The sequence below is a fragment of the Streptomyces canus 299MFChir4.1 genome (genome assembly GCF_000383615.1).
Lineage (GTDB): Bacteria > Actinomycetota > Actinomycetes > Streptomycetales > Streptomycetaceae > Streptomyces > Streptomyces canus_C.
On record NZ_KB911604.1, the window covers coordinates 22,645 to 40,291 of the forward strand.

Below are 17,647 nucleotides of genomic sequence, written 5' to 3' on the forward strand. Positions count from 1 at the left end.
GGGGCCGGTGCCTGGCGAGCCGGCTCGGCCGAGGGGCTGGGCAGTTCGGCGTGGGGTGGGTCGAGCCCTCGGTGATCCGCCTGGGCGGGGTCGCGAAGGCGGCTGGCCGGGCTGACCTGTCCTCGGCGCTTCCGCCGCCCTCGGCCCAGTCGGCCAGGCCCGCCCGCAACGAAGCGCCACTGCCCCCTCGGCCCACGCAGATCGACATGCACCCTGGTCCCTGAACTGAACGGTGTGCAGTCAGCCCGTAGCGAGGAGCAGGGTGCCTACCAGGGCCAGGCCCGCGCCCGCTGCCTGGAGGGTCCGGAGGCGTTCGCTGAGGAAGCCGCGGGCGGCCAGGGCCGTGACCACCGGGTAGAGCGAGGCGAGGACGGCGGCCACGGTGACCGGGCCGTGCTGGGCGGCCACCGAGTACGTGCCGTTCGCCGCCACGTCCGCGAGGCCGACGAAGGCGAGCGCGGGGAGCGACGGCCAGGGGAAGCCGGCGGCCGGGAGAGCCGGGGCGCCCCGTTTCACCGAGACGTACAGGGCGGCGCCTCCGACCGCCACGTTGACCAGGCGCTGCACGAACAGGGCGAGGAACAGGCCGGTGACGGTCGTGGACGCCTCCGCTATCAGGACGAACACCGTGCCGAAGCCGAGAGCCGCGATCAGGGTCAGGACGATCGCCTGACGCTGCACCGGGGCCCCGCGCAGTTGGGGGCCGCCCGCCAGGATCACTCCGGTGACGGCCACCGCGATGCCCGCGGCCTGCACCGGGCCGGGACGCTCGCCGAGGCAGAGACCGACACCCACCGGGACCGCCACGCTCAGCGTGCCCAGCGGGGAGACGACTCCCATCGGACCCAGCGCGAGCGCCTTGTAGAAGCAGATCAGGGCGACCGGCCCGGCCAGCCCCGCGGCGAACGCGAACCACAGCCTCGGCCCCGCCTCGCTCCAGCCACCGGTCGCCACCACGATCGCGCCGAGTACGGCCGCCGCGATCCCCTGCGACACGACCACCACGGTGAGCGCCGGGAGCCGTCGGGTCAGCACCCCGCCGCCGAAGTCGGCCAGGCCCCACAACAGGCTGGTGGCCAGGGCGAAGAATGCTGTCACGGCTCGCCTCGCAGTACAGTTCGGTGAACGATCGGGTGCACCCCACCGTAGTTCATTAAGTTGCACTATGTCATACAGAATATTGGACGTGACGTGTCGGACCTCGACCTCCTGACCCAGTCCCTCGCGCGCAACGTCAAGCGCTGGCGGACCGAGCGCGGATTCACCCTGGACACGCTCGCCGCCCGAGCGGGCGTCAGCCGCGGCATGCTGATCCAGATCGAGCAGGCCCGCACCAACCCCAGCCTCGGCACGGTCGTGAAGATCGGCGACGCCCTCGGGATCAGCATCACCACGCTCCTCGACTACGAGCAGGGACCGAAGGTGCGGATCGTCCCCGCCGAGCAGGCCGTACGCCTGTGGCACACCGACGCGGGGAGCTACAACCGGCTCCTCGCGGGCGCCGAGGCCCCGGGCCCGCTGGAGATGTGGGACTGGCGGCTGATGCCCGGCGAGAGCAGCCCCTCGGACCCGCACCCCACGGGCACGGTCGAGCTCGTGCACGTCACGGCCGGCGAGCTCACCCTCACCGTCGACGGGGTGGAGCACCGGGTCCCCGCGGGCGCGAGCGCCTCCTTCGAGGCGAACACCCCGCACACGTACGGCAATCAGGGCGCTGTGCCGATGGAGATGGTCATGGCCGTCTCGGTGCCGGCGGTGTCCTGAGCGGCTGTTAGCGTGCCGCCATGGACGCACCCATCGGACACTTCGACCACGCCACCCCGGCCCCCGCCGCCCTCGACGAGCTGATCCGCCCGGTCGCCGACGCCGTACGCCACTGGAGCGGCAGCGTCCCCGCCGAGCAGATCGTGTACGTCGACACCGACCCGCGGTGGGCCGACACCGCGGTCTTCGTGGAGCACTACGGCCGCGAGCTCCTCGAACAGTCGGCGAACTGTGTCGTGGTGGCGGGCAAGCGCGGTGGCGAGACCACCCTCGCCGCGTGCGTGGCCCTGTCCACCACCCGGGTCGACGTCAACGGGGTCGTCCGTCGCCGACTCGGCGCGCGCAAGGCCTCGTTCGCCTCGATGGACACCGCGACAGGGGAGACCGGCATGGAGTACGGCGGCATCACCCCGATCGGGCTTCCCGCCGACTGGTCGGTGCTGGTCGACTCGGCCGTGGTCGACCTGCCGTACGTCCTGGTCGGCAGCGGACGCCGGCGGGGCAAGCTGCTGGTGCCGGGGAAGGCCTTCGCGGAGCTGCCGGGTGCGGTGGTGCTCGAAGGGCTCGGCGTCGCCTGACCTCAGGCCGGCGCGTGGTGGGCGAGGGCGTGATGCGGGTCGGTCTCGCCGGGTGCTGAGGCCGGGTCGGCGTGCACCAGGGCTGCCGTGAGGCGGGGCACCGCGTGCAGCAGGGCGTGCTCGGCCTCGACGGCGACCGCGTGCGACTGTCGTACCGTCATCTCCCCGTCCACCACGACCGCCACCTCCGCGCGCAGCCGGTGCCCGATCCAGCGCAGCCTCAACTCGCCGACTCCGCGCACCCCTTCGACCTCCCGCAAGGCGTCCTCGGCCCGGTCCACGAGGGCCGGGTCGACGGCGTCGAGCACCCGCCGGAACACCTCGCGCGCCGCGTCCCGCAGCACCAGCGCGATGGCGGCCGTGATCGCCAACCCCACGATCGGGTCCGCGAGTTGCCAGCCCAGGGCCGAGCCGCCGGCCCCGACGAGCACGGCCAGTGAGGTGAACCCGTCGGTGCGGGCGTGCAGTCCGTCCGCCACCAGTGCGGCCGAGCCGATGTCCCGGCCCACCCGGATGCGGTAGCGGGCGACCCACTCGTTGCCCGCGAAGCCCACCAGCGCCGCCGCGGCGACCGCCGGGACGTGCGCCACGGGACGCGGATCGAGCAGCCGGTCGATCGCCACCCACCCCGCGAAGGCGGCGCTCGCGGCGATCGTCAGCACGATCACGATGCCCGCGAGATCCTCGGCACGGCCGTAGCCGTACGTGAAACGGCGGGTGGCCGCACGCCGGCCCAGCACGAAGGCGATGCCCAGCGGTACGGCGGTCAGCGCGTCCGCCGCGTTGTGCACCGTGTCGCCGAGCAGTGCCACGGACCCGGACACGGCCACGACGACCGCCTGCGCCAGGGCCGTGGCCCCCAGCACCGCCAGCGAGACCCACAGGGCGCGCAGACCGCGGGCGGAGGACTCCAGGGCGGAGTCGAGCTTGTCGGCGGTCTCGTGGGAGTGGGGGGTGAGGAGGTGGGCCAGGCGGTGACGGAAGCCATGGCGCCGGTGCTCGTGCCCGTGCGGATGGCCGTGGTGGTGGTCGTGGTCGCTCACGTGGTGCCCCTTCCGATGCGCGCGGTGGTGGACGTACCGCGCCCACGGAGCCATTATGTGCGTATGAGCGCACGCATGCACCTATCAACTGCACACGATGCGCACCCGCGCACCCCTAGCGAGGAACAGTTCACCCTCGCCGCCGAGATCCTCGCACTGCTCGGCGACCGCACCCGCCTCACCCTCCTGCACGCCCTGACCGGCGGGGAGGCCGATGTCACGACCCTCACCGAGGCGTGCGGGGCGGCCCGGCCGGCCGTCAGCCAGCACTTGGCGCGGCTCAGGCTGGCCGGGCTGGTGAACACGCGGAAGGAGGGGCGCCGGGTGATCTACACCCTGCGCGACGGGCATCTGCGCCGACTCGTCGACGAGGCCCTGAACGTGGCCGACCACCGGCTCAGCGACCGGCCGGTGCACGACTGAGGGATCAGTACGCGGCCGCCGTACCGAGATACTGCTCCGCGAAGGCCGCCGCGGCCGCCGGTGAGGTGAACAGGCGGCGGAGGCGGGCGAAGGTGGTGCCCGCGCGGTACTCGTCGCCCGACGAGGTGCCGTGGTAGACCTCCGAGAGCCACTGCGAGAACTCCTGGTAGTCCCACACGCGCCGCAGACAGGCCTCCGAGTAGCCGTCGAGGCCGCTGCCGTCGTCCTTGCCGAGGTGGGCGACGAGCGCGTCGCCGAGCAGGAAGGCGTCGTGCAGGGCGAGGTTCATGCCCTTCGCCGCGATGGGTGCGGTGAGATGGGCGGAGTCTCCCGCGAGGAAGAGGCGGCCGTACGTCATGGGCTCGACGACGTAGTTGTGCATGTCGAGGACGCGCTTCTCGATCAACGGGCCCTCGGTGAGCGGCGGGGTGCCGTCCGCGCCCAGACGTTGATGGAGTTCGGCCCAGATCCGGTCGTGGGACCAGTTCTCGGGGTCGTCGCCGGGCGGGCACTCCAGGTAGTAGCGGGTGACCTCGGGGCTGCGGGCCATGTGTCCGGCGAAACCGTTCGGGTGGATGCCGAACAGGACGCAGTCGGAGGACGGCGGGGCCTCGGCGAGCAGGGCCAGCCAGCCGATGCCGTAGTCGTGCCGGGCGATGTGCGTGGTCTCGGGAAGGACCGTGCGGCTCACCCCGCGGGCCCCGTCGCAGCCGGCCACGAACTCGCACTCGACCAGCTGCCGTTCGCCCGTGTCGGCATCGGTGTACGACACGGACGGCCGGGACGTCTCCAGGTCGTGCAGCCGGACGTCCTGGACGCCGAAGCGGATCTCGCCGCCTCTCGCGTCGGCGTACTCGTGGACCAGGTCCGTGACCAACAGGGGCTGCGGGTACACGAAGTGGTGCTGCCCGGTCAGCTCGCCGTAACCGAAGCGGAAGCGCTCGCCGGCGAAGCGGAACTCGCACTCCGTGTGCAACTGGGCGCGCGCCAGCAGAGTGTCGGCCAGACCGCGCCGCTGCAGACCCCGTACGGCCCACTCCTCGATGACGCCCGCGCGGGGCCGCTGCTCGATGAACGCGCGGGTCTCCGCCTCCAGGACGAGGCAGTCCACGCCCGCGGCCCGGAGGATGTTGCCGACCGTCAGCCCGGCGGGTCCGGCACCGACTATGACGACCGGAAAGCGCCGTGGTGCACCGGAGTTGGAGTGGGAGGTCACCGGGTCATTATGTCGGCGACGCGGTGCGGGCGGGGAGGGGGGCCGGGTGTCTCGGTGCGCGGAGGCACCCGGTCCGCCTGCCTCAGTGCGCGGGTGCGTCGGTGACGGCGACCTCGTCGATGCTGCGCTCGATCTCCGCGGCCGGGGAGGCGGTGGCCCGCGCCCAGTAGTAGATCGCGAGGGAGAAGACGGCGATCAGCAGGATGTCCCACCACAGGCCGATCCGGCCCGAGCCGCCGCCGAAGCCGCCCTGCCAGGAGATCAGGCCCAGTCCCACCAGGTAGACCGGCAGCCACTGGGCGGCCTTCCAGTCCAGGCGGGGCGCGTCGGGCAGACCCTTGGCCACCGCGTAGCGCGCGTAACCGCCGAGCAGCACATAGCCGAGGACGATCGCCACGCCCAGCCGCCACAGGGTGTGCCAACCCGCCCAGTAGATGATGAGGTTGGCCACCACGAAGGACACCGGGGACAGGACCGAGCCGGCGGGCAGCCGGTAGGGGCGCTCGTGGTGGGGCAGGCGGTCGGCGAAGACGCCGTAGGCCAGCGGGGCACCGGCGTACATCAGGACGCTCGCCGAGGTGATGAAGCTGACCAGCTGCTGCCAGCTCGGGAAGGGCAGGAAGCAGACCACGCCGGTCACGAAGGAGATCGCGAGGCCGAACCAGGGCACCCCCCGCCGGTCGGTCCGCTCGAACAGCTTGGGCGCGTAGCCGTTCTTGGACAGGCCGTAGGAGACCCGCGAGGTCGCGGTCGTGTAGATGAGACCGGTGCCGCCCGGCGAGATCACGGCGTCCAGGTAGAGCACCACGCTCAGCCAGCCGAGTCCGACGAGCGTCGCCAGTCCGGCCCAAGGGCCGCTGATCCCGGTGTAGTAGAGCTTCGCCCAGCCGTGCGCGAACGTGCTGTGCGGCAGCGCGCCGATGAACACGACCTGGAGGAGTACGTAGATGACCGCGCCGATCGCCACCGAGCCGATGGTCGCGCGCGGCAGGTCACGCCTGGGGTTTCGGCTCTCGCCCGCCAGCTGGATGGCCTGCTCGAAGCCCAGCAGGGCGAAGATGATGCCGCTGGTGCTGATCGCGCTCAGCACCCCCTTGGCGCCGAACGGCGCGAAGCCCTCCGAGTGGAAGTTGCCCGGGTGGAAGTTGCCGATCGCGATGATGAAGATGGCCGCAAGCGGCACCGCGATCTTCCACCAGGTGGCGGCGCTGTTGGTGTGCGCGAGCGCCCGTACACCGAGGAAGTTGACGACCACGAAGACGGCCATGAGGACCACGGCGACGAGGAGCCCGCTCGTGGTGAGCGTCTTGTCCGAATGCTGGAGTCCCTGCGCCCACGACCAGTGACCGGCGTAACCGATCATCGCCTCGACCTCGATCGGCGCCACGGTCGCCGCCTGGAGCCAGGAGAACCAGCCGAAGGACATTCCGGCGAGGCCGCCGAAAGCGTAATGCGGATAGCGGGCGGTGCCGCCCGCCACCGGGAACATTCCGCCGAGTTCCGCGTGGACGAGGGCGAGCAGCACGATGGCGACCGCGCCGATCACCCATGAGATCACGGCCGCGGGGCCGGCCACGACGACGGCCTCCTGGGCGCCGTAGAGCCAGCCCGAGCCGATGATGGAACCCACCGAGGCCCACATGAGCCCGATCAGCCCCACGTCCCGCCGCAGGCCGCCGCCCGGTGTTCCCTTTGTCCCCGGTGCTGAATCGACGCTTACCATAAATTAAGGGGCCTCTCACGAATTACATACATTTACTGTGTGAGCGGCCCCAGATTACGAATCAACCGCCTTTGAGCTAAAGGCGGTTGTCGTATATTGACTTCTCTGCGGGGAATTCCTTGCGAGTGTTTCAGGAATTCGGGAGAGGAATCAGCCCAGGCGGGGGATCTCGATCGCCGGGCACTTGTCCATGACCATGTCCAGACCGGCGGCACGGGTGCGGTCGTACGCGGGCCCGTCGATGACGTCGAGCTGGAACCACACCGCCTTCGCGCCCTTGGCCACGGCCTCGTCGGCGACCGCCCCCGCCAGGTCGCTGTTCACGAACACGTCGACCACGTCCACGTCGAAGGGGATGTCCGCGAGGGAGGCGTACCCCTGCTCGCCGTGCACGGTCTCCGCCTTGGGGTGGACCGGCACGATCCGCTTGCCGTGGCGCTGGAGGACCTCGGCGACGCGGTAGGCGGCGCGCCCCTGATTCGACGACAGGCCCACGACGGCCCAGGTGTCGCCGAGTTCGGTGAGGATCTTGCGGATCGTCGCTGGGTCGCCGTACACGGGGATCTCCTTGGGAAGGCGGACTTCGGCATGTGAGGGAACACCGGTTGCGGTCCTGGTCTTCCCGGCGTGTGGCCCTGGCGGGCGCGGGCCGTTCGGTGGGTCCGTTCCGCCGTGTCGCGTGGTCCGCCGCGGCGGCTGTCCTGCGCAGTGCCGACGGGGCTCAGCCTGGTGGGGGCCCAAGGCCCGGCTGCGTGTGCTCGGGGCGGTGCGCCGCAGGGTGGCGGCAGGCTGGAGGAGATTGCCGAGGCGGTGCCGGCTCAGCAACCTCCGGGAGCTAGTGGGTGACTGCCGGACGGGCGTGCCCGGGCGCCCCGGCCCTGCCGTGCCACCGCGGAGGCGCTGCCGGGCGCCCCTGATACCACCGTTCCGCGTCGGCCCGGACGGACGGTCCGTGCACAGGTCGTCTCACCCGGCGGTGCGGCCGCGGGGCGGGGGTACGCCCCAGGGGAGGTCCGGCCGCGCGCCGACGGGCCTTCGGCGTGCGTGGGCCGGTGGCGGAAAGTACGGTGGCGGCCAGGTGTTCGACCTCGGGCACGGGACGGCTGTCCGGCGGTTGGCGGAGGGTGGAGGCGGCATGGCCGAGAAGGGCGCGGAGAAGCTGCCGCGCAAGACCTACGAGAAGGAACTGCTGCGTCTCCAGACGGAGTTGGTGAAGCTTCAGGAGTGGGTGCGTGCGGAGGGCGCCCGGGTGGTCGTGGTGTTCGAGGGCCGGGACGCGGCGGGCAAGGGCGGCACCATCAAGCGGGTCGCCGAGCACCTCAACCCCCGTGTCGCCCGGATCGCGGCGCTGCCGAAGCCCTCCGAGCGCGAGCGCAGCCAGTGGTACTTCCAGCGGTACGTCGAGCACCTGCCGGCGGCCGGCGAGATCGTGCTGTTCGACCGGTCCTGGTACAACCGGGCCGGTGTCGAGCACGTGATGGGCTTCTGCACCAGGGAGGAGTACCAGCTGTTCCTGCGCCAGTGCCCGATCTTCGAGCGGATGCTCGTCGAGGCCGGGATCGTGCTGCGCAAGTACTGGTTCTCGGTGAGCGACACCGAGCAGCAGGAGCGGTTCCGCAAGCGTCTGGAGGACCCGCTGCGGCGCTGGAAGCTGTCGCCGATGGACCTGGAGTCCATCACCCACTGGGAGGCGTACTCCCGGGCCAAGGACGAGATGCTGGTGCACACCGACATCGCGGAGGCGCCGTGGTTCGTCGTGGAGAGCGACGACAAGCGCCGGGCCCGGCTGAACATGATCGCCCACCTGCTCGGCTCCGTACCGTACCGCGAGGTCCCGCCGCCGGTCCTCGAACTGCCCGAGCGGCCGAGGTCGACCGGGTATCAGCGCCCGCCGCGTGATCTGCAGACCTACGTCCCCGACCACGCGGCGAGTCTCTGAGCGGAGCCGCTCACCCCTCCTCGGGCACGATCGCTACCGGGCAGGCGGAGTGGTGCAGCACCCGGTGGGCCACCCGGCCCAGCTGGAGCCCGAAGTGCCGAGGGCGGCGCCTGGCGCCCACGACCAGGAGGTCGGCGTGGTGCGAGGCGCCGACCAGCACCGCCCCGGCAGGACCCTCGACGGTACGGCGGCGCAGCTCGGCAGTGCCGGGCGCGTCCTGGAGTGCCGAGTCCAGGGCCTCGACCGCCTGCCGCTCGTGCAGCCGGGCGGGTTCCCCTGTCAGCAGAGCATGGTCGGTGCTCTCGCGTGCCGGGCAGCGCCAGGCCCGTATCGCCTCCACCGCCGCCCCGCGTCGCGCGGCCTCCTCGAAGGCGAAGGCCGCGGCCGTCCTGTCGCCGGCCCCGACGACGATGAGGCCCTGGCGCCCGGCCCGGGCCCGGTTGTCATGGCTGCCCCGGACCACGATCACCGGGCAGTGCGCGTGTCCGGCCACCGCCAGGCTCACGGAACCCAGCAGCGCCTCGGCCATGCCGCCGCGGCCACGGGTGCCGGTCACCAGCGCGCAGGCGCCGCGGCTCTCCCGCACCAGTGCGTACTCGGGCTCCTCGAAGACCACCTCGGAGGTCACCTTCAGATAGGGATGACGGGCGCCGGCGCGCCGGACGGCACCCTGCACCACCTCCTGCGGCAGCGCTCGGGCGGAGGACTCGCCGAGGTCGTGGGCCAGGGCGGCGCCCTCGTAGCGTTCCCACAGGCAGGCGTTCACGATCCGCAGCGGCACACCCTCAGGACTGCCTCGTCGGACGCCCAGTCCACGGCCCGCAGACTCGGCTCGGAGCCGTCGACGCCGACGACGACCGGGAGATCCATCGGCATCGCGCTCACCGCCCCGCACCGAGATCGAAGACGATCCGGGCCCTGACCTGACCGCGCAGCACGTCCTCGATGGACTCGTTCACGGAGGCGAGCGGGCGGGTCTCGGAGATCACCCGGGTCCGTCCGGCCGCGTGCAGCTGCAAGACCTCGGCGAGGTCCTGCCGCGTGCCGACGATCGAGCCGATCACGCTCGTCCCGTTGAGGACGGTGTCGAAGATCGGGACCGGCACGGTCCCATGCGCGGGCAGGGCGACCATGACGAGTCTTCCGCCGCGCCTGAGCCCCGAGTTGACGGCGGCGAAGGCGTCCTCGTTCACCGCGAGGGCGATCGCCGCGTGCGCTCCGCCGTACCCCTTGAGCACCTCGCCCACGTCGTGCTTGCGGGCGTCGATGACGAAGTCCGCGCCGAGTTCGGCGGCGAGTTCGAGCTTCTCGTCGGTGACGTCGATCGCGGCCACCTGGGCTCCGGCGATCTTCGCGTACTGCACGGCCAGATGACCGAGCCCGCCGATCCCGGAGATAGCGACGAGCTGTGTGGGCCGCACACCGGCGACCTTGAGCGCCTTGTACGTGGTCACGCCCGCGCAGGTCAGCGGGGCGGCGTCGACGGCGGTGACGCCGTGCGGCACCGGCTGGGCGAAGTCGGCCCAGGCCAGCATCTTCTCCGCGTAACCGCCGTCGCAGCCGTACCCGGTGTTGGTCTGCCGCTCGCACAGCGTCTCCCAGCCGGAGAGACAGTGCTCGCACCGCCCGCAGGCCCAGCCCAGCCAGGGCACGGCGACCCGCTGCCCGACGGACGGGTGGGTGACACCCGCGCCGAGCTTCTCGACGATGCCGACGCCCTCGTGGCCGGGCACGAAAGGCGGGTTCGGCTTGACGGGCCAGTCACCGCGGGCGGCGTGGATGTCGGTGTGGCAGAGCCCGGAGGCCTCGACGCGGACGCGGACCTGGCCGGGGCCGGGCTCCGGGTCGGGCCGTTCCTCGATGACCAGGGGCTCTCCGAAGGCTCGTACGACCGCTGCCTTCATGGTTCAACTCCTCGGGTTTTCTACGTCAGTTGCGGTGAGTTGCGGTCCGTTGCGGTTAGCTGGGGCCATTCGTGGTCAGTTGTGCGGGACGACGGCGACGGGGGCGATGGAGTGGTGCAGGACGGCGTGCGTGACGGGCCCGATGTGGGTGCCGAGCGCGCGGCGGCGGATCCGGCGCCCGACCACCATCAGGGAGGCCTCCCGGGAGGCGTCGACGAGGTGGCTCGCGGGGGTGCCGTAGCGCGACTCCTCGGTGAGTTCGGTGTCCGGGAACTTCCTGCGCCACGGGGCCAGCACCTCGGCCAGGGCGGCGGTCTCGCGCCGGGCCAGTTCCTCGTGGAGTTCGAGGTCCACGGCGAGGCCGTAGGCGTAGTACGGGGGTGGGTTCCAGCCGTGCACGACCCGCAGGGAGGTGCCGCGGCGGGCGGCGGCGGCGAACGCGAAGCCGATCAGCTCCTCGTCCGGGCTGTCGATGTCGAGGCCGAGGACGACCGGGCGGAACGGGGTCGCGGCGGACGGGATGCCTACGGGATCCGTCTCGTGCTCGTCGGCGGCCTGCTGGTCGGCGCGGACCAGCACGACCGGCCGCTCGGCGTGCGCCACGACGGAGAGCCCGGCCGAGCCGACCATGAACCCGCCGATCCCGCTCAGCCCGCGCGAGCCGAGAACCAGCAGTTCGGCGTCCTTCGCCGCGCCCAGCAGCTCGTCGGCGGGCCGGCCCGACAACTGCCCGGTGCTCACCTCCAGGCCGGGGTGGCGCAGCCGGATGCCTTCCGCCGCTTCCCGGGGGATCCGCTCGGTCCAGTGCTGCTGGGTCTCCGCGCCGAGCAGCGGCGCCTGCGCGACGGGGTCGGGTACCGGCTCCCAGACGTGCACCAGCCGCAACGGCAGGCCCTGCAGCCCCGCCTCACGGGCGGCCCACTCGGCCGCCGCCCGGCTCTCGCGCGAGCCGTCGAGACCTGCGATGACGGTACGGACCATGATCTCCACCTCCTGATTCGAGCGTCGTCCTCGGAAAGGGCCCACGGCAGGGGTCGTAGGTCCCTGCCGTGGGCCGACCGGCCCGGGTCGGTCAGCGGTGCGGGCCGGTCATCGGTGCGGCGGACCCGTGGCCCCCCTGAGGGGCCCGTCGCGCCTCCCGCGGTCAGCGCAGCCAGCGCTTTCGGCTGACGAGCGGGAGCCTGGCCCAGAGCCTGCCGAAGCCGAGGGTGTCGCCCGCGGAGGCGACGGCCAGGGCGGTCAGGACGAGGGCGTACACGAGGTGGTAGTCGGCGAAGGGGTTCGTCGACATGCTCGGCGAACCGTCGGAGAGGTGCTGGGCGGGCGGCCACTCGGCGACCCACATCAGCGCCATCATCACGGTGCCGGCGACGGCCGCGAACCGCAGCGCCACCCCGGCGATCAGCGCGACACCGATGCCGAACAGGCCCAGCATGAACAGCGAGTCGGCCCAGGTGTCCCCCGCCCAGGAGTGGAAGGTGGACTCCATCGGGCCCGCGGCCACACCGCCGAGGAAGCCCTTGGTGGGCGAGCCGCCGTCGATCCAGCCCTTGCCGGACGGGGTGGCGTATCCGAGACCGAAGGTCTTGTCGAGGAACGCCCATAGGAAGACGAATCCGGTGAGCAGGCGCAGGGACGCGAACGCGAACGCGTAGGCCCGTGCGTCAGTGCGCGCTGCCGCGGCGTATGACGCGGTGGCGGAGGTGGTGCGGTTCCTGCGGAAGGAGGGCAGGTGGTAGCCCGGGCTCCGGCGAGGGGGCTCGTGCACGGCCATGGTGGTGATCCCTTCAAGGAGCTCCGGTCGGTGCTTGACGTCCCTCACCCTGCTCGTGTGCGGTCTCCGCCGCCGGGTGCCGAAGGTCGGTGGACATGGGGCTGAACGGCCCTGTTCGGAGGGCCGGTTGGGGGTGGCGGTGAATCACGGGGCGGGACGTCGGCGGTGCGCTGTGGCAGGGCTGAAGCGACCTCGACCAGGTAGTGGGCTGCCGTCGCGAACTCGGGCGCTGTGGCGTGATGTTCGCCGTCGTGTGCGGCAACCGGGGGCTTTCGGACGGCCTTTGGGTATGCGGTGGACTCCGTGTGCCGACCCTGATTTGGCCGACGCTGCCGGGGCGGTGGCCGCCTATCTCCTCCGGAGTGGTGCGGGGTCGGGGCTGAGTTCGTATCGGGGGGAGGGGACTGCCCGCGGGGCCGGGGGGACGCCGGCCCCCGGGCGGGAGGCGCGGCGGCGTCGTGCTGGAGCCGAGGGGGCTGTCCGATGGGCTGGGGGCCGGGGCTCGGGGCGGGGCCTGGGCAGCTCGTACGGGAGTTGAGGGCGGCCGTGTCGGACCGTGGAGCAGTCGGGTGTAGCGCGCACAGGCAGGTGTGCCGCCTGAGGGACGGGGCTCTCCGGTGGGAGGTGCGGGGGCGGTCGTGCTCGAGTCGTGCGGGCTGTTCGAGGGGCTGGGGGATCGGGTCGGGGCAGGGCGGGGGTAGGGCTCGTAGCGGAGTTGAGGTAGCGGGCGGCCGTGTCGGACCGACCGGGGAGCAGCCGGGTGTGCCGCGCACAAGCAGGGGTGGCGCCTGAGGGACCGGGCGCTCGTGCCGGTGTCGAGCGGGCTCCCCGTGGGCCGGGCTGGCGCTCGCGTCGGAGTCAGGGGCCACCCGAGGGACGGGGCGTCCGGGCCGCAGGCGCGGAAGCTGTCGTGCTGGAGCCGAGGGGGCTGCCCGATGGGTCGGGGGCCCGGGCTGGGACCTGGGTGGTGGTTGTGCTGGGGTCGAGCGGGCTGCCCGGTGGGTCTCGTGTCCGGGGTGCGGCGCGGTGGCGGTCGTATCGGAGCCGGGTGGCTCGGTTGGAGGGCCGAATGGCCCATGGGACGTGGTCGAGGACGGAGGGACGCTGGCCGCAGCAGTTCCGCACCAGTCGGGAGGCACGTCATGATCACCACGCCCACGCCCAGCATGCTGCGCGCCCTGCCCGCCGAGCACCAGCAGCGGCTGATGCGCGTCGCCCGTGAGGTGTCCTTCCCGCAGGGGACGCGGCTGTTCGAGGAGGGGAGCCGGGCCGACCGGTTCTGGATCATCCGGACGGGCACCGTCGAGCTCGACATGCGGGTGCCGGGACGCCGGCCGGCCGTCATCGAGGCCCTGCGGCACAACGAACTCGTCGGCTGGTCCTGGCTGTTCGCCCCGCACTGCTGGCACCTGGGCGCCGAGGCGACGAGCCCGGTGCGGGCGTACGAGTTCGACGCCACGGCCGTCCGCCTGATGTGTCGGGAGGACCCGGCCATGGGCAGCGCCGTGGCCCAGTGGGTGGGGGACGTGCTCGCCCACCGACTGCACTCCGCGCGGATCCGGCTCCTGGACCTGTACGCCCCGTACGGCTCCGGCAGCATCGTCTGAGGGAACCGTCAGGGGGAGAGGAGTCATCATGCACGGCACCCCGCACATCGTCGGCGACGTCATGACCCGCACCGTCGCCGCCGTCGGCCGCACGGCCGGCTTCAAGGAGATCGTCCGGCTGATGCGGGACCGGAGGATCAGCGCGCTGCCGGTCGTCGACGGAGAGGGCCGGGTCGTCGGGGTCGTGTCCGAGGCCGATCTGCTGCCCAAGGAGGAGTTCCGCGACAGCGACCCCGACCGCCGTACCCAGCTGCGCCGCCTGACCGACCTGGCGAAGGCCGGGGCCGTCACCGCGGCGGAGCTGATGACCTCACCGGCGCTCACCACCCGCCCGGACGCGACGCTCGCCCGGGCCGCCCGCACCATGGCCCACGCCCGGATCAAGCGCCTGCCCGTGGTGGACGAACGGGGCCTGCTGCAGGGCGTCGTCAGCAGATCCGACCTGCTCAAGGTGTTCCTGCGCGACGACGAGGAGATCGCCGAGGAGGTGCGGCGCGAGATCGTGGCGTACCTCTTCCCGCCACCGGACTCCTCGGTCCGCGTCCGGGTGGACGACGGCGCGGTGCGGCTCGTCGGCCGGGTCCGGGACACGTCCCTGATCCCCGTGGCCGCCCGTCTGGTGCGAGCCGTCGAAGGCGTGGTGGACGTGGACTTCGAGCCGGAGGGGGAGCACAGCCCGTCGGACTCCGCGGGCGCCCGGCCCTCCGGCGCACCTTGGGCCGGTCGGCCCTAGTGCGTCCCGCCTCCCGCGCGCGATGATCGTCCTCACGGACAGCCCGCAGTCCGTCCGCCACCGGGGAACGAGGGGTCGTCATGACCGAGCCAGGCACCTTCACGGAGCAGAACCCGATCCGTGTCTTCCTGCTGGACGACCACGAGGTCGTACGACGGGGCCTGACCGACCTGCTCGACGCCGAACCGGACATCTCGGTGGTCGGTGACGCCGGTACCGTCGAGCACGCCCTGGTGCGCGGCCCGGCGCTGCGCCCCCACGTGGCCGTGCTCGACGTACGCCTCCCGGACGGCGACGGCATCACCGTCTGCCGCGAACTGCGCAGCCAGATGCCGGAGCTGGCCTGTCTGATGCTGACGTCGTTCGACGACGAGGACGCCCTCCTCGACGCCATCATGGCCGGGGCCTCGGGCTATGTCCTCAAGCAGATCAAGGGATCCGACCTGGTCTCGGCGGTCCGCACGGTCGCCTCCGGACAGTCCATGCTGGACCCCGCGACCACGGCCCGTCTGATGCGCTCCCTGCGCGCCGACCCCGCCGAGCCGCCGGCGATCTCGCCCGAACTGGCGAGCCTGTCGCCCCGTGAGCGGGACATCCTCGCGCTGATCGGCGACGGACTGACCAACCGCGAGATCGGTAAGAAGCTCTACCTGTCGGAGAAGACCGTCAAGAACCACATCTCCCGGCTGCTGGCCAAACTCGGCGTCCAGCGCCGCGTCCAGGCCGCGGTCCTGGCCTCGCAGCTGGAGCAGCCGGAATCGGACGACCGACCCACCAGGTGAGGGCCCGCGCCCGGAGCGTACGGCCCGGAGGGGACAGGGCGCACGGCAGCTGGTGGCCGACCTCCTGGGCAGACATCCGCGCTCGCCGTACTGGACCGCGTCCTTGTCCGCGTCCGTATCCACTCCACGCGGGCGCGGTTGGTTGAATCCCGTAACCGTGTCCGGAATACCGGTCAGTCACCTGCGCGGCGCCCTTCGTCCGCCTACGCTCGCCCCGTGCTGCGCATCACCGACGCCCGAACCGGCGAGCCCGTCGACGCCGTCCCCGCCCGCAGGGGCCTGACCCGAGTCGAAGCCCATGTGCCGGGCTACGACGCCTCCGCCCTCCGCATCCTGCTCGTCGCCGACCTCCTCGCCCGGGCCCTGGAGATCGGCGGCACGCCCGTGTGGGCGCTGCTCACCGGCGACCGCGAACAGGCGGAGCTGCACGCGGGCGCCGCCGCCCTGGGCATCCGGCCCTTCGAGGACCGCCGGGACGTCGGCCCCGGCTGGGGCGAGAGCCAGGTCGTCCATGTCGTCGCGGAGGGTGGTGCGGCCCCGGACGGGATCCGCGTCGCCGTCGCGCGCGTGGAGACCCCGGACCTCCCGGAGGGCGCGGATCCCGCCGAGGTCCGCCTCACCCTGCTCACCCCGCCCCGGAGCACGCCCGCACGGCTCGACGAGGCAGCCCTGGCCGAGGCCCGCGGCACCCTCCAGCGCTGGCGCCGGGCCGTCGCCGCGTGGGCCCGGCATCCGTCCCGGCCCGTCCCCGACAAGGTGCGCGGACGGCTCCGTACCGCCTGGGAGGACGACCTGGACGTACCCGAGGTGCTGCGTGTGCTGCGGTGGGTCGAGGAGTCGGACCTGCCGGAGGGCGCCCGCTTCGAGACGTACGCCTACGCGGACCGGCTGCTCGGCCTCGAACTCACCCGCGACCTGGGATCCCCGGCATGATCGCGCGCACCGGAGCGGGCCCGCTGCGCCGCCTGGTCGTGCTCCGACACGCCAAGTCCGCCTGGCCCGAGGGCGTCGCCGACCACGAGCGGCCCCTCGGTCCCCGCGGCCGCCGGGACGCGCCGGAGGCGGGCCGCGTCCTCGCCGCCTCCGACCTGCTCCCCGACCTCGCCCTCTGCTCCACCGCCGTACGCGCCCGGGACACCTGGGAGCTGGCGTCCGCCCAGTGGGGCACCCCGCCGCCGGTACGCCTCGACCCCGGGCTGTACGGGGCCGACGTACCGGAGCTGCTGGCGGCCCTGCACGAGACGCCTCCCGAGGTCGTGACCCTGCTCCTCGTCGGGCACAACCCCGGCCTGGAGGAGCTGGTCCTCACCCTGGCCGGGGACGGCCTCGACGACGCGCTGGACGAGGTACGGGTGAAGTTCCCGACGTCCGCGATCGCGGTGCTGGCCTGGCACGGCACGTCCTGGCGGGATCTGGAGCCGGGGACGGCGCTGCTCACGTCCGTCATGGTGCCGCGCGGGAGGAAGTGACCAGGGGAGGCCCACGCGCACGCGTGGCCGACGCCCGGGCACGGATTAGGCTGACCGGATGCCGGACGAGTACCGCACAGTGGCCCGCGCGGGTGTGCACGAGACCGAGGTCAACCGCTCCCGCTTCCTGTGCGCACTCGCCCCGGCGGCCACCGAGCGGGAGGCCCAGGACTTCGTCGCAGCCGTCCGCAAGGAGCACGCGGACGCCACCCACAACTGCTACGCGTACGTCATCGGCGCCGACGCCGCGATCCAGAAGGCGAGCGACGACGGCGAACCCGGCGGCACCGCCGGTGTCCCCATGCTCCAGATGCTGCTGCGCCGCGACATGCGGTACGTCGTCGCCGTCGTCACCCGCTACTACGGCGGTGTCAAGCTCGGTGCGGGCGGGCTCATCCGGGCGTACGGCGGCGCGGTCGGCGAGGCCCTGGACGCGGTGGGCACTCGCACGCGCCGCCGGTTCCGCCTCGCCACGGTGACCGTCGACCACCGGCGCGCGGGCAAGGTGCAGAACGACCTCCGGTCGACCGGCCGCGAGGTACGGGACGTCCGCTACGGCGAGGCGGTCACGATCGAGATCGGCTTGCCGGACGCGGACGTGGAGACGTTCCGGGGGTGGCTGGCGGACGTGACCGCGGGGACGGCGGGGTTCGAGCTCGGGGGAGAGGCGTACGGAGACGCCTAGTTGCCCT

General features: G+C 72.6%; 18 protein-coding genes and 1 pseudogene. 10 read left to right on the forward strand and 9 right to left on the reverse strand.

All coding sequences use genetic code 11. The features are described from left to right. Window positions 1–240: 240 nt before the first annotated feature. Window positions 241–1,098, reverse strand: coding sequence for a DMT family transporter (locus H293_RS0134185; protein ID WP_020122317.1), 858 nt, complete (start codon window positions 1,096–1,098; stop codon window positions 241–243). Between the two features lie 93 nt (window positions 1,099–1,191). On the opposite strand from H293_RS0134185, the gene H293_RS0134190 reads away from it, so the two are divergent. Continuing rightward, the gene (locus H293_RS0134190; RefSeq protein WP_020122318.1) at window positions 1,192–1,764 is read left to right on the forward strand and encodes a helix-turn-helix domain-containing protein; all 573 of its coding nucleotides are present in this window, start codon (window positions 1,192–1,194) and stop codon (window positions 1,762–1,764) included. 20 nt (window positions 1,765–1,784) lie between these two features. Beyond that, window positions 1,785–2,342: a YbaK/EbsC family protein gene (locus tag H293_RS0134195; RefSeq protein ID WP_020122319.1), complete on the forward strand. Its 558-nt coding sequence runs from the start codon at window positions 1,785–1,787 to the stop codon at window positions 2,340–2,342. Between the two features lie 2 nt (window positions 2,343–2,344). On the opposite strand, the gene H293_RS0134200 is transcribed toward H293_RS0134195, so the two are convergent. After that, a complete protein-coding gene (locus H293_RS0134200) occupies window positions 2,345–3,385 on the reverse strand; it encodes a cation diffusion facilitator family transporter (RefSeq protein WP_020122320.1) in 1,041 nt (346 codons plus the stop codon). A gap of 63 nt (window positions 3,386–3,448) precedes the next feature. Here H293_RS0134200 and H293_RS0134205 point away from each other — a divergent pair, with 63 nt between their 5' ends. Next, window positions 3,449–3,808, forward strand: a complete 360-nt coding sequence (locus tag H293_RS0134205) for an ArsR/SmtB family transcription factor (RefSeq protein ID WP_033415977.1) — start codon at window positions 3,449–3,451, stop codon at window positions 3,806–3,808. Window positions 3,809–3,812: 4 nt separating this feature from the next. On the opposite strand, the gene H293_RS0134210 is transcribed toward H293_RS0134205, so the two are convergent. From H293_RS0134210 to H293_RS0134220, 3 genes are all read right to left on the reverse strand, one after another. Further along, complete coding sequence (locus H293_RS0134210; protein WP_020122322.1) at window positions 3,813–5,024, reverse strand: 4-hydroxybenzoate 3-monooxygenase; 1,212 nt, start codon at window positions 5,022–5,024, stop codon at window positions 3,813–3,815. 82 nt (window positions 5,025–5,106) lie between these two features. Beyond that, window positions 5,107–6,747, reverse strand: a complete 1,641-nt coding sequence (locus H293_RS0134215; protein ID WP_028808444.1) for an APC family permease — start codon at window positions 6,745–6,747, stop codon at window positions 5,107–5,109. A 150-nt stretch (window positions 6,748–6,897) separates the two neighbouring features. Further along, window positions 6,898–7,305, reverse strand: a complete 408-nt coding sequence (locus tag H293_RS0134220; protein WP_020122324.1) for a CoA-binding protein — start codon at window positions 7,303–7,305, stop codon at window positions 6,898–6,900. Window positions 7,306–7,882: 577 nt separating this feature from the next. On the opposite strand from H293_RS0134220, the gene ppk2 reads away from it, so the two are divergent. Beyond that, window positions 7,883–8,686 carry a polyphosphate kinase 2 gene (gene ppk2, locus H293_RS0134225; protein ID WP_020122325.1) on the forward strand — a complete coding sequence of 268 codons (804 nt, stop codon included), beginning with the start codon at window positions 7,883–7,885 and terminating at the stop codon, window positions 8,684–8,686. Between the two features lie 10 nt (window positions 8,687–8,696). Here the strand turns inward: ppk2 and H293_RS52995 are convergent. The 4 genes and pseudogenes from H293_RS52995 to H293_RS0134245 form a co-directional block, all read right to left on the reverse strand. Further along, window positions 8,697–9,556, reverse strand: a pseudogene (locus tag H293_RS52995) (universal stress protein). A gap of 11 nt (window positions 9,557–9,567) precedes the next feature. Then, a complete protein-coding gene (locus tag H293_RS0134235; RefSeq protein WP_020122326.1) occupies window positions 9,568–10,590 on the reverse strand; it encodes a zinc-dependent alcohol dehydrogenase in 1,023 nt (340 codons plus the stop codon). A 75-nt stretch (window positions 10,591–10,665) separates the two neighbouring features. Continuing rightward, window positions 10,666–11,571: a universal stress protein gene (locus H293_RS0134240; protein WP_033415978.1), complete on the reverse strand. Its 906-nt coding sequence runs from the start codon at window positions 11,569–11,571 to the stop codon at window positions 10,666–10,668. Between the two features lie 163 nt (window positions 11,572–11,734). Next, complete coding sequence (locus tag H293_RS0134245) at window positions 11,735–12,364, reverse strand: hypothetical protein (protein WP_028808445.1); 630 nt, start codon at window positions 12,362–12,364, stop codon at window positions 11,735–11,737. Between the two features lie 1,142 nt (window positions 12,365–13,506). Here H293_RS0134245 and H293_RS0134250 point away from each other — a divergent pair. From H293_RS0134250 to H293_RS0134275, 6 genes are all read left to right on the forward strand, one after another. Further along, window positions 13,507–13,971, forward strand: coding sequence for a Crp/Fnr family transcriptional regulator (locus H293_RS0134250; RefSeq protein WP_020122329.1), 465 nt, complete (start codon window positions 13,507–13,509; stop codon window positions 13,969–13,971). 28 nt (window positions 13,972–13,999) lie between these two features. Next, window positions 14,000–14,704 carry a CBS domain-containing protein gene (locus H293_RS0134255; RefSeq protein ID WP_020122330.1) on the forward strand — a complete coding sequence of 235 codons (705 nt, stop codon included), beginning with the start codon at window positions 14,000–14,002 and terminating at the stop codon, window positions 14,702–14,704. A gap of 80 nt (window positions 14,705–14,784) precedes the next feature. Next, the gene (locus H293_RS0134260; protein WP_020122331.1) at window positions 14,785–15,486 is read left to right on the forward strand and encodes a response regulator; all 702 of its coding nucleotides are present in this window, start codon (window positions 14,785–14,787) and stop codon (window positions 15,484–15,486) included. Window positions 15,487–15,702: 216 nt separating this feature from the next. After that, window positions 15,703–16,419 carry a hypothetical protein gene (locus H293_RS0134265; RefSeq protein ID WP_020122332.1) on the forward strand — a complete coding sequence of 239 codons (717 nt, stop codon included), beginning with the start codon at window positions 15,703–15,705 and terminating at the stop codon, window positions 16,417–16,419. Further along, complete coding sequence (locus H293_RS0134270; protein ID WP_020122333.1) at window positions 16,416–16,955, forward strand: SixA phosphatase family protein; 540 nt, start codon at window positions 16,416–16,418, stop codon at window positions 16,953–16,955. The genes H293_RS0134265 and H293_RS0134270 overlap by 4 nt, the downstream gene beginning before the upstream one ends. A gap of 58 nt (window positions 16,956–17,013) precedes the next feature. Next, window positions 17,014–17,640, forward strand: coding sequence for a YigZ family protein (locus H293_RS0134275; RefSeq protein ID WP_020122334.1), 627 nt, complete (start codon window positions 17,014–17,016; stop codon window positions 17,638–17,640). Window positions 17,641–17,647: the final 7 nt, after the last annotated feature.

Coding starts and splice junctions, on each gene's coding strand:
- H293_RS0134195 (WP_020122319.1), top strand. CDS start 1,785: ATGGACGCACCCATCGGACACTTCGACCACGCCACCCCGGCCCCCGCC.
- H293_RS0134205 (WP_033415977.1), top strand. CDS start 3,449: ATGAGCGCACGCATGCACCTATCAACTGCACACGATGCGCACCCGCGC.
- H293_RS0134215 (WP_028808444.1), bottom strand. CDS start 6,747: ATGGTAAGCGTCGATTCAGCACCGGGGACAAAGGGAACACCGGGCGGC.
- ppk2 (WP_020122325.1), top strand. CDS start 7,883: ATGGCCGAGAAGGGCGCGGAGAAGCTGCCGCGCAAGACCTACGAGAAG.
- H293_RS0134235 (WP_020122326.1), bottom strand. CDS start 10,590: ATGAAGGCAGCGGTCGTACGAGCCTTCGGAGAGCCCCTGGTCATCGAG.
- H293_RS0134240 (WP_033415978.1), bottom strand. CDS start 11,571: ATGGTCCGTACCGTCATCGCAGGTCTCGACGGCTCGCGCGAGAGCCGG.
- H293_RS0134245 (WP_028808445.1), bottom strand. CDS start 12,364: ATGGCCGTGCACGAGCCCCCTCGCCGGAGCCCGGGCTACCACCTGCCC.
- H293_RS0134250 (WP_020122329.1), top strand. CDS start 13,507: ATGATCACCACGCCCACGCCCAGCATGCTGCGCGCCCTGCCCGCCGAG.
- H293_RS0134255 (WP_020122330.1), top strand. CDS start 14,000: ATGCACGGCACCCCGCACATCGTCGGCGACGTCATGACCCGCACCGTC.
- H293_RS0134260 (WP_020122331.1), top strand. CDS start 14,785: ATGACCGAGCCAGGCACCTTCACGGAGCAGAACCCGATCCGTGTCTTC.
- H293_RS0134270 (WP_020122333.1), top strand. CDS start 16,416: ATGATCGCGCGCACCGGAGCGGGCCCGCTGCGCCGCCTGGTCGTGCTC.
- H293_RS0134275 (WP_020122334.1), top strand. CDS start 17,014: ATGCCGGACGAGTACCGCACAGTGGCCCGCGCGGGTGTGCACGAGACC.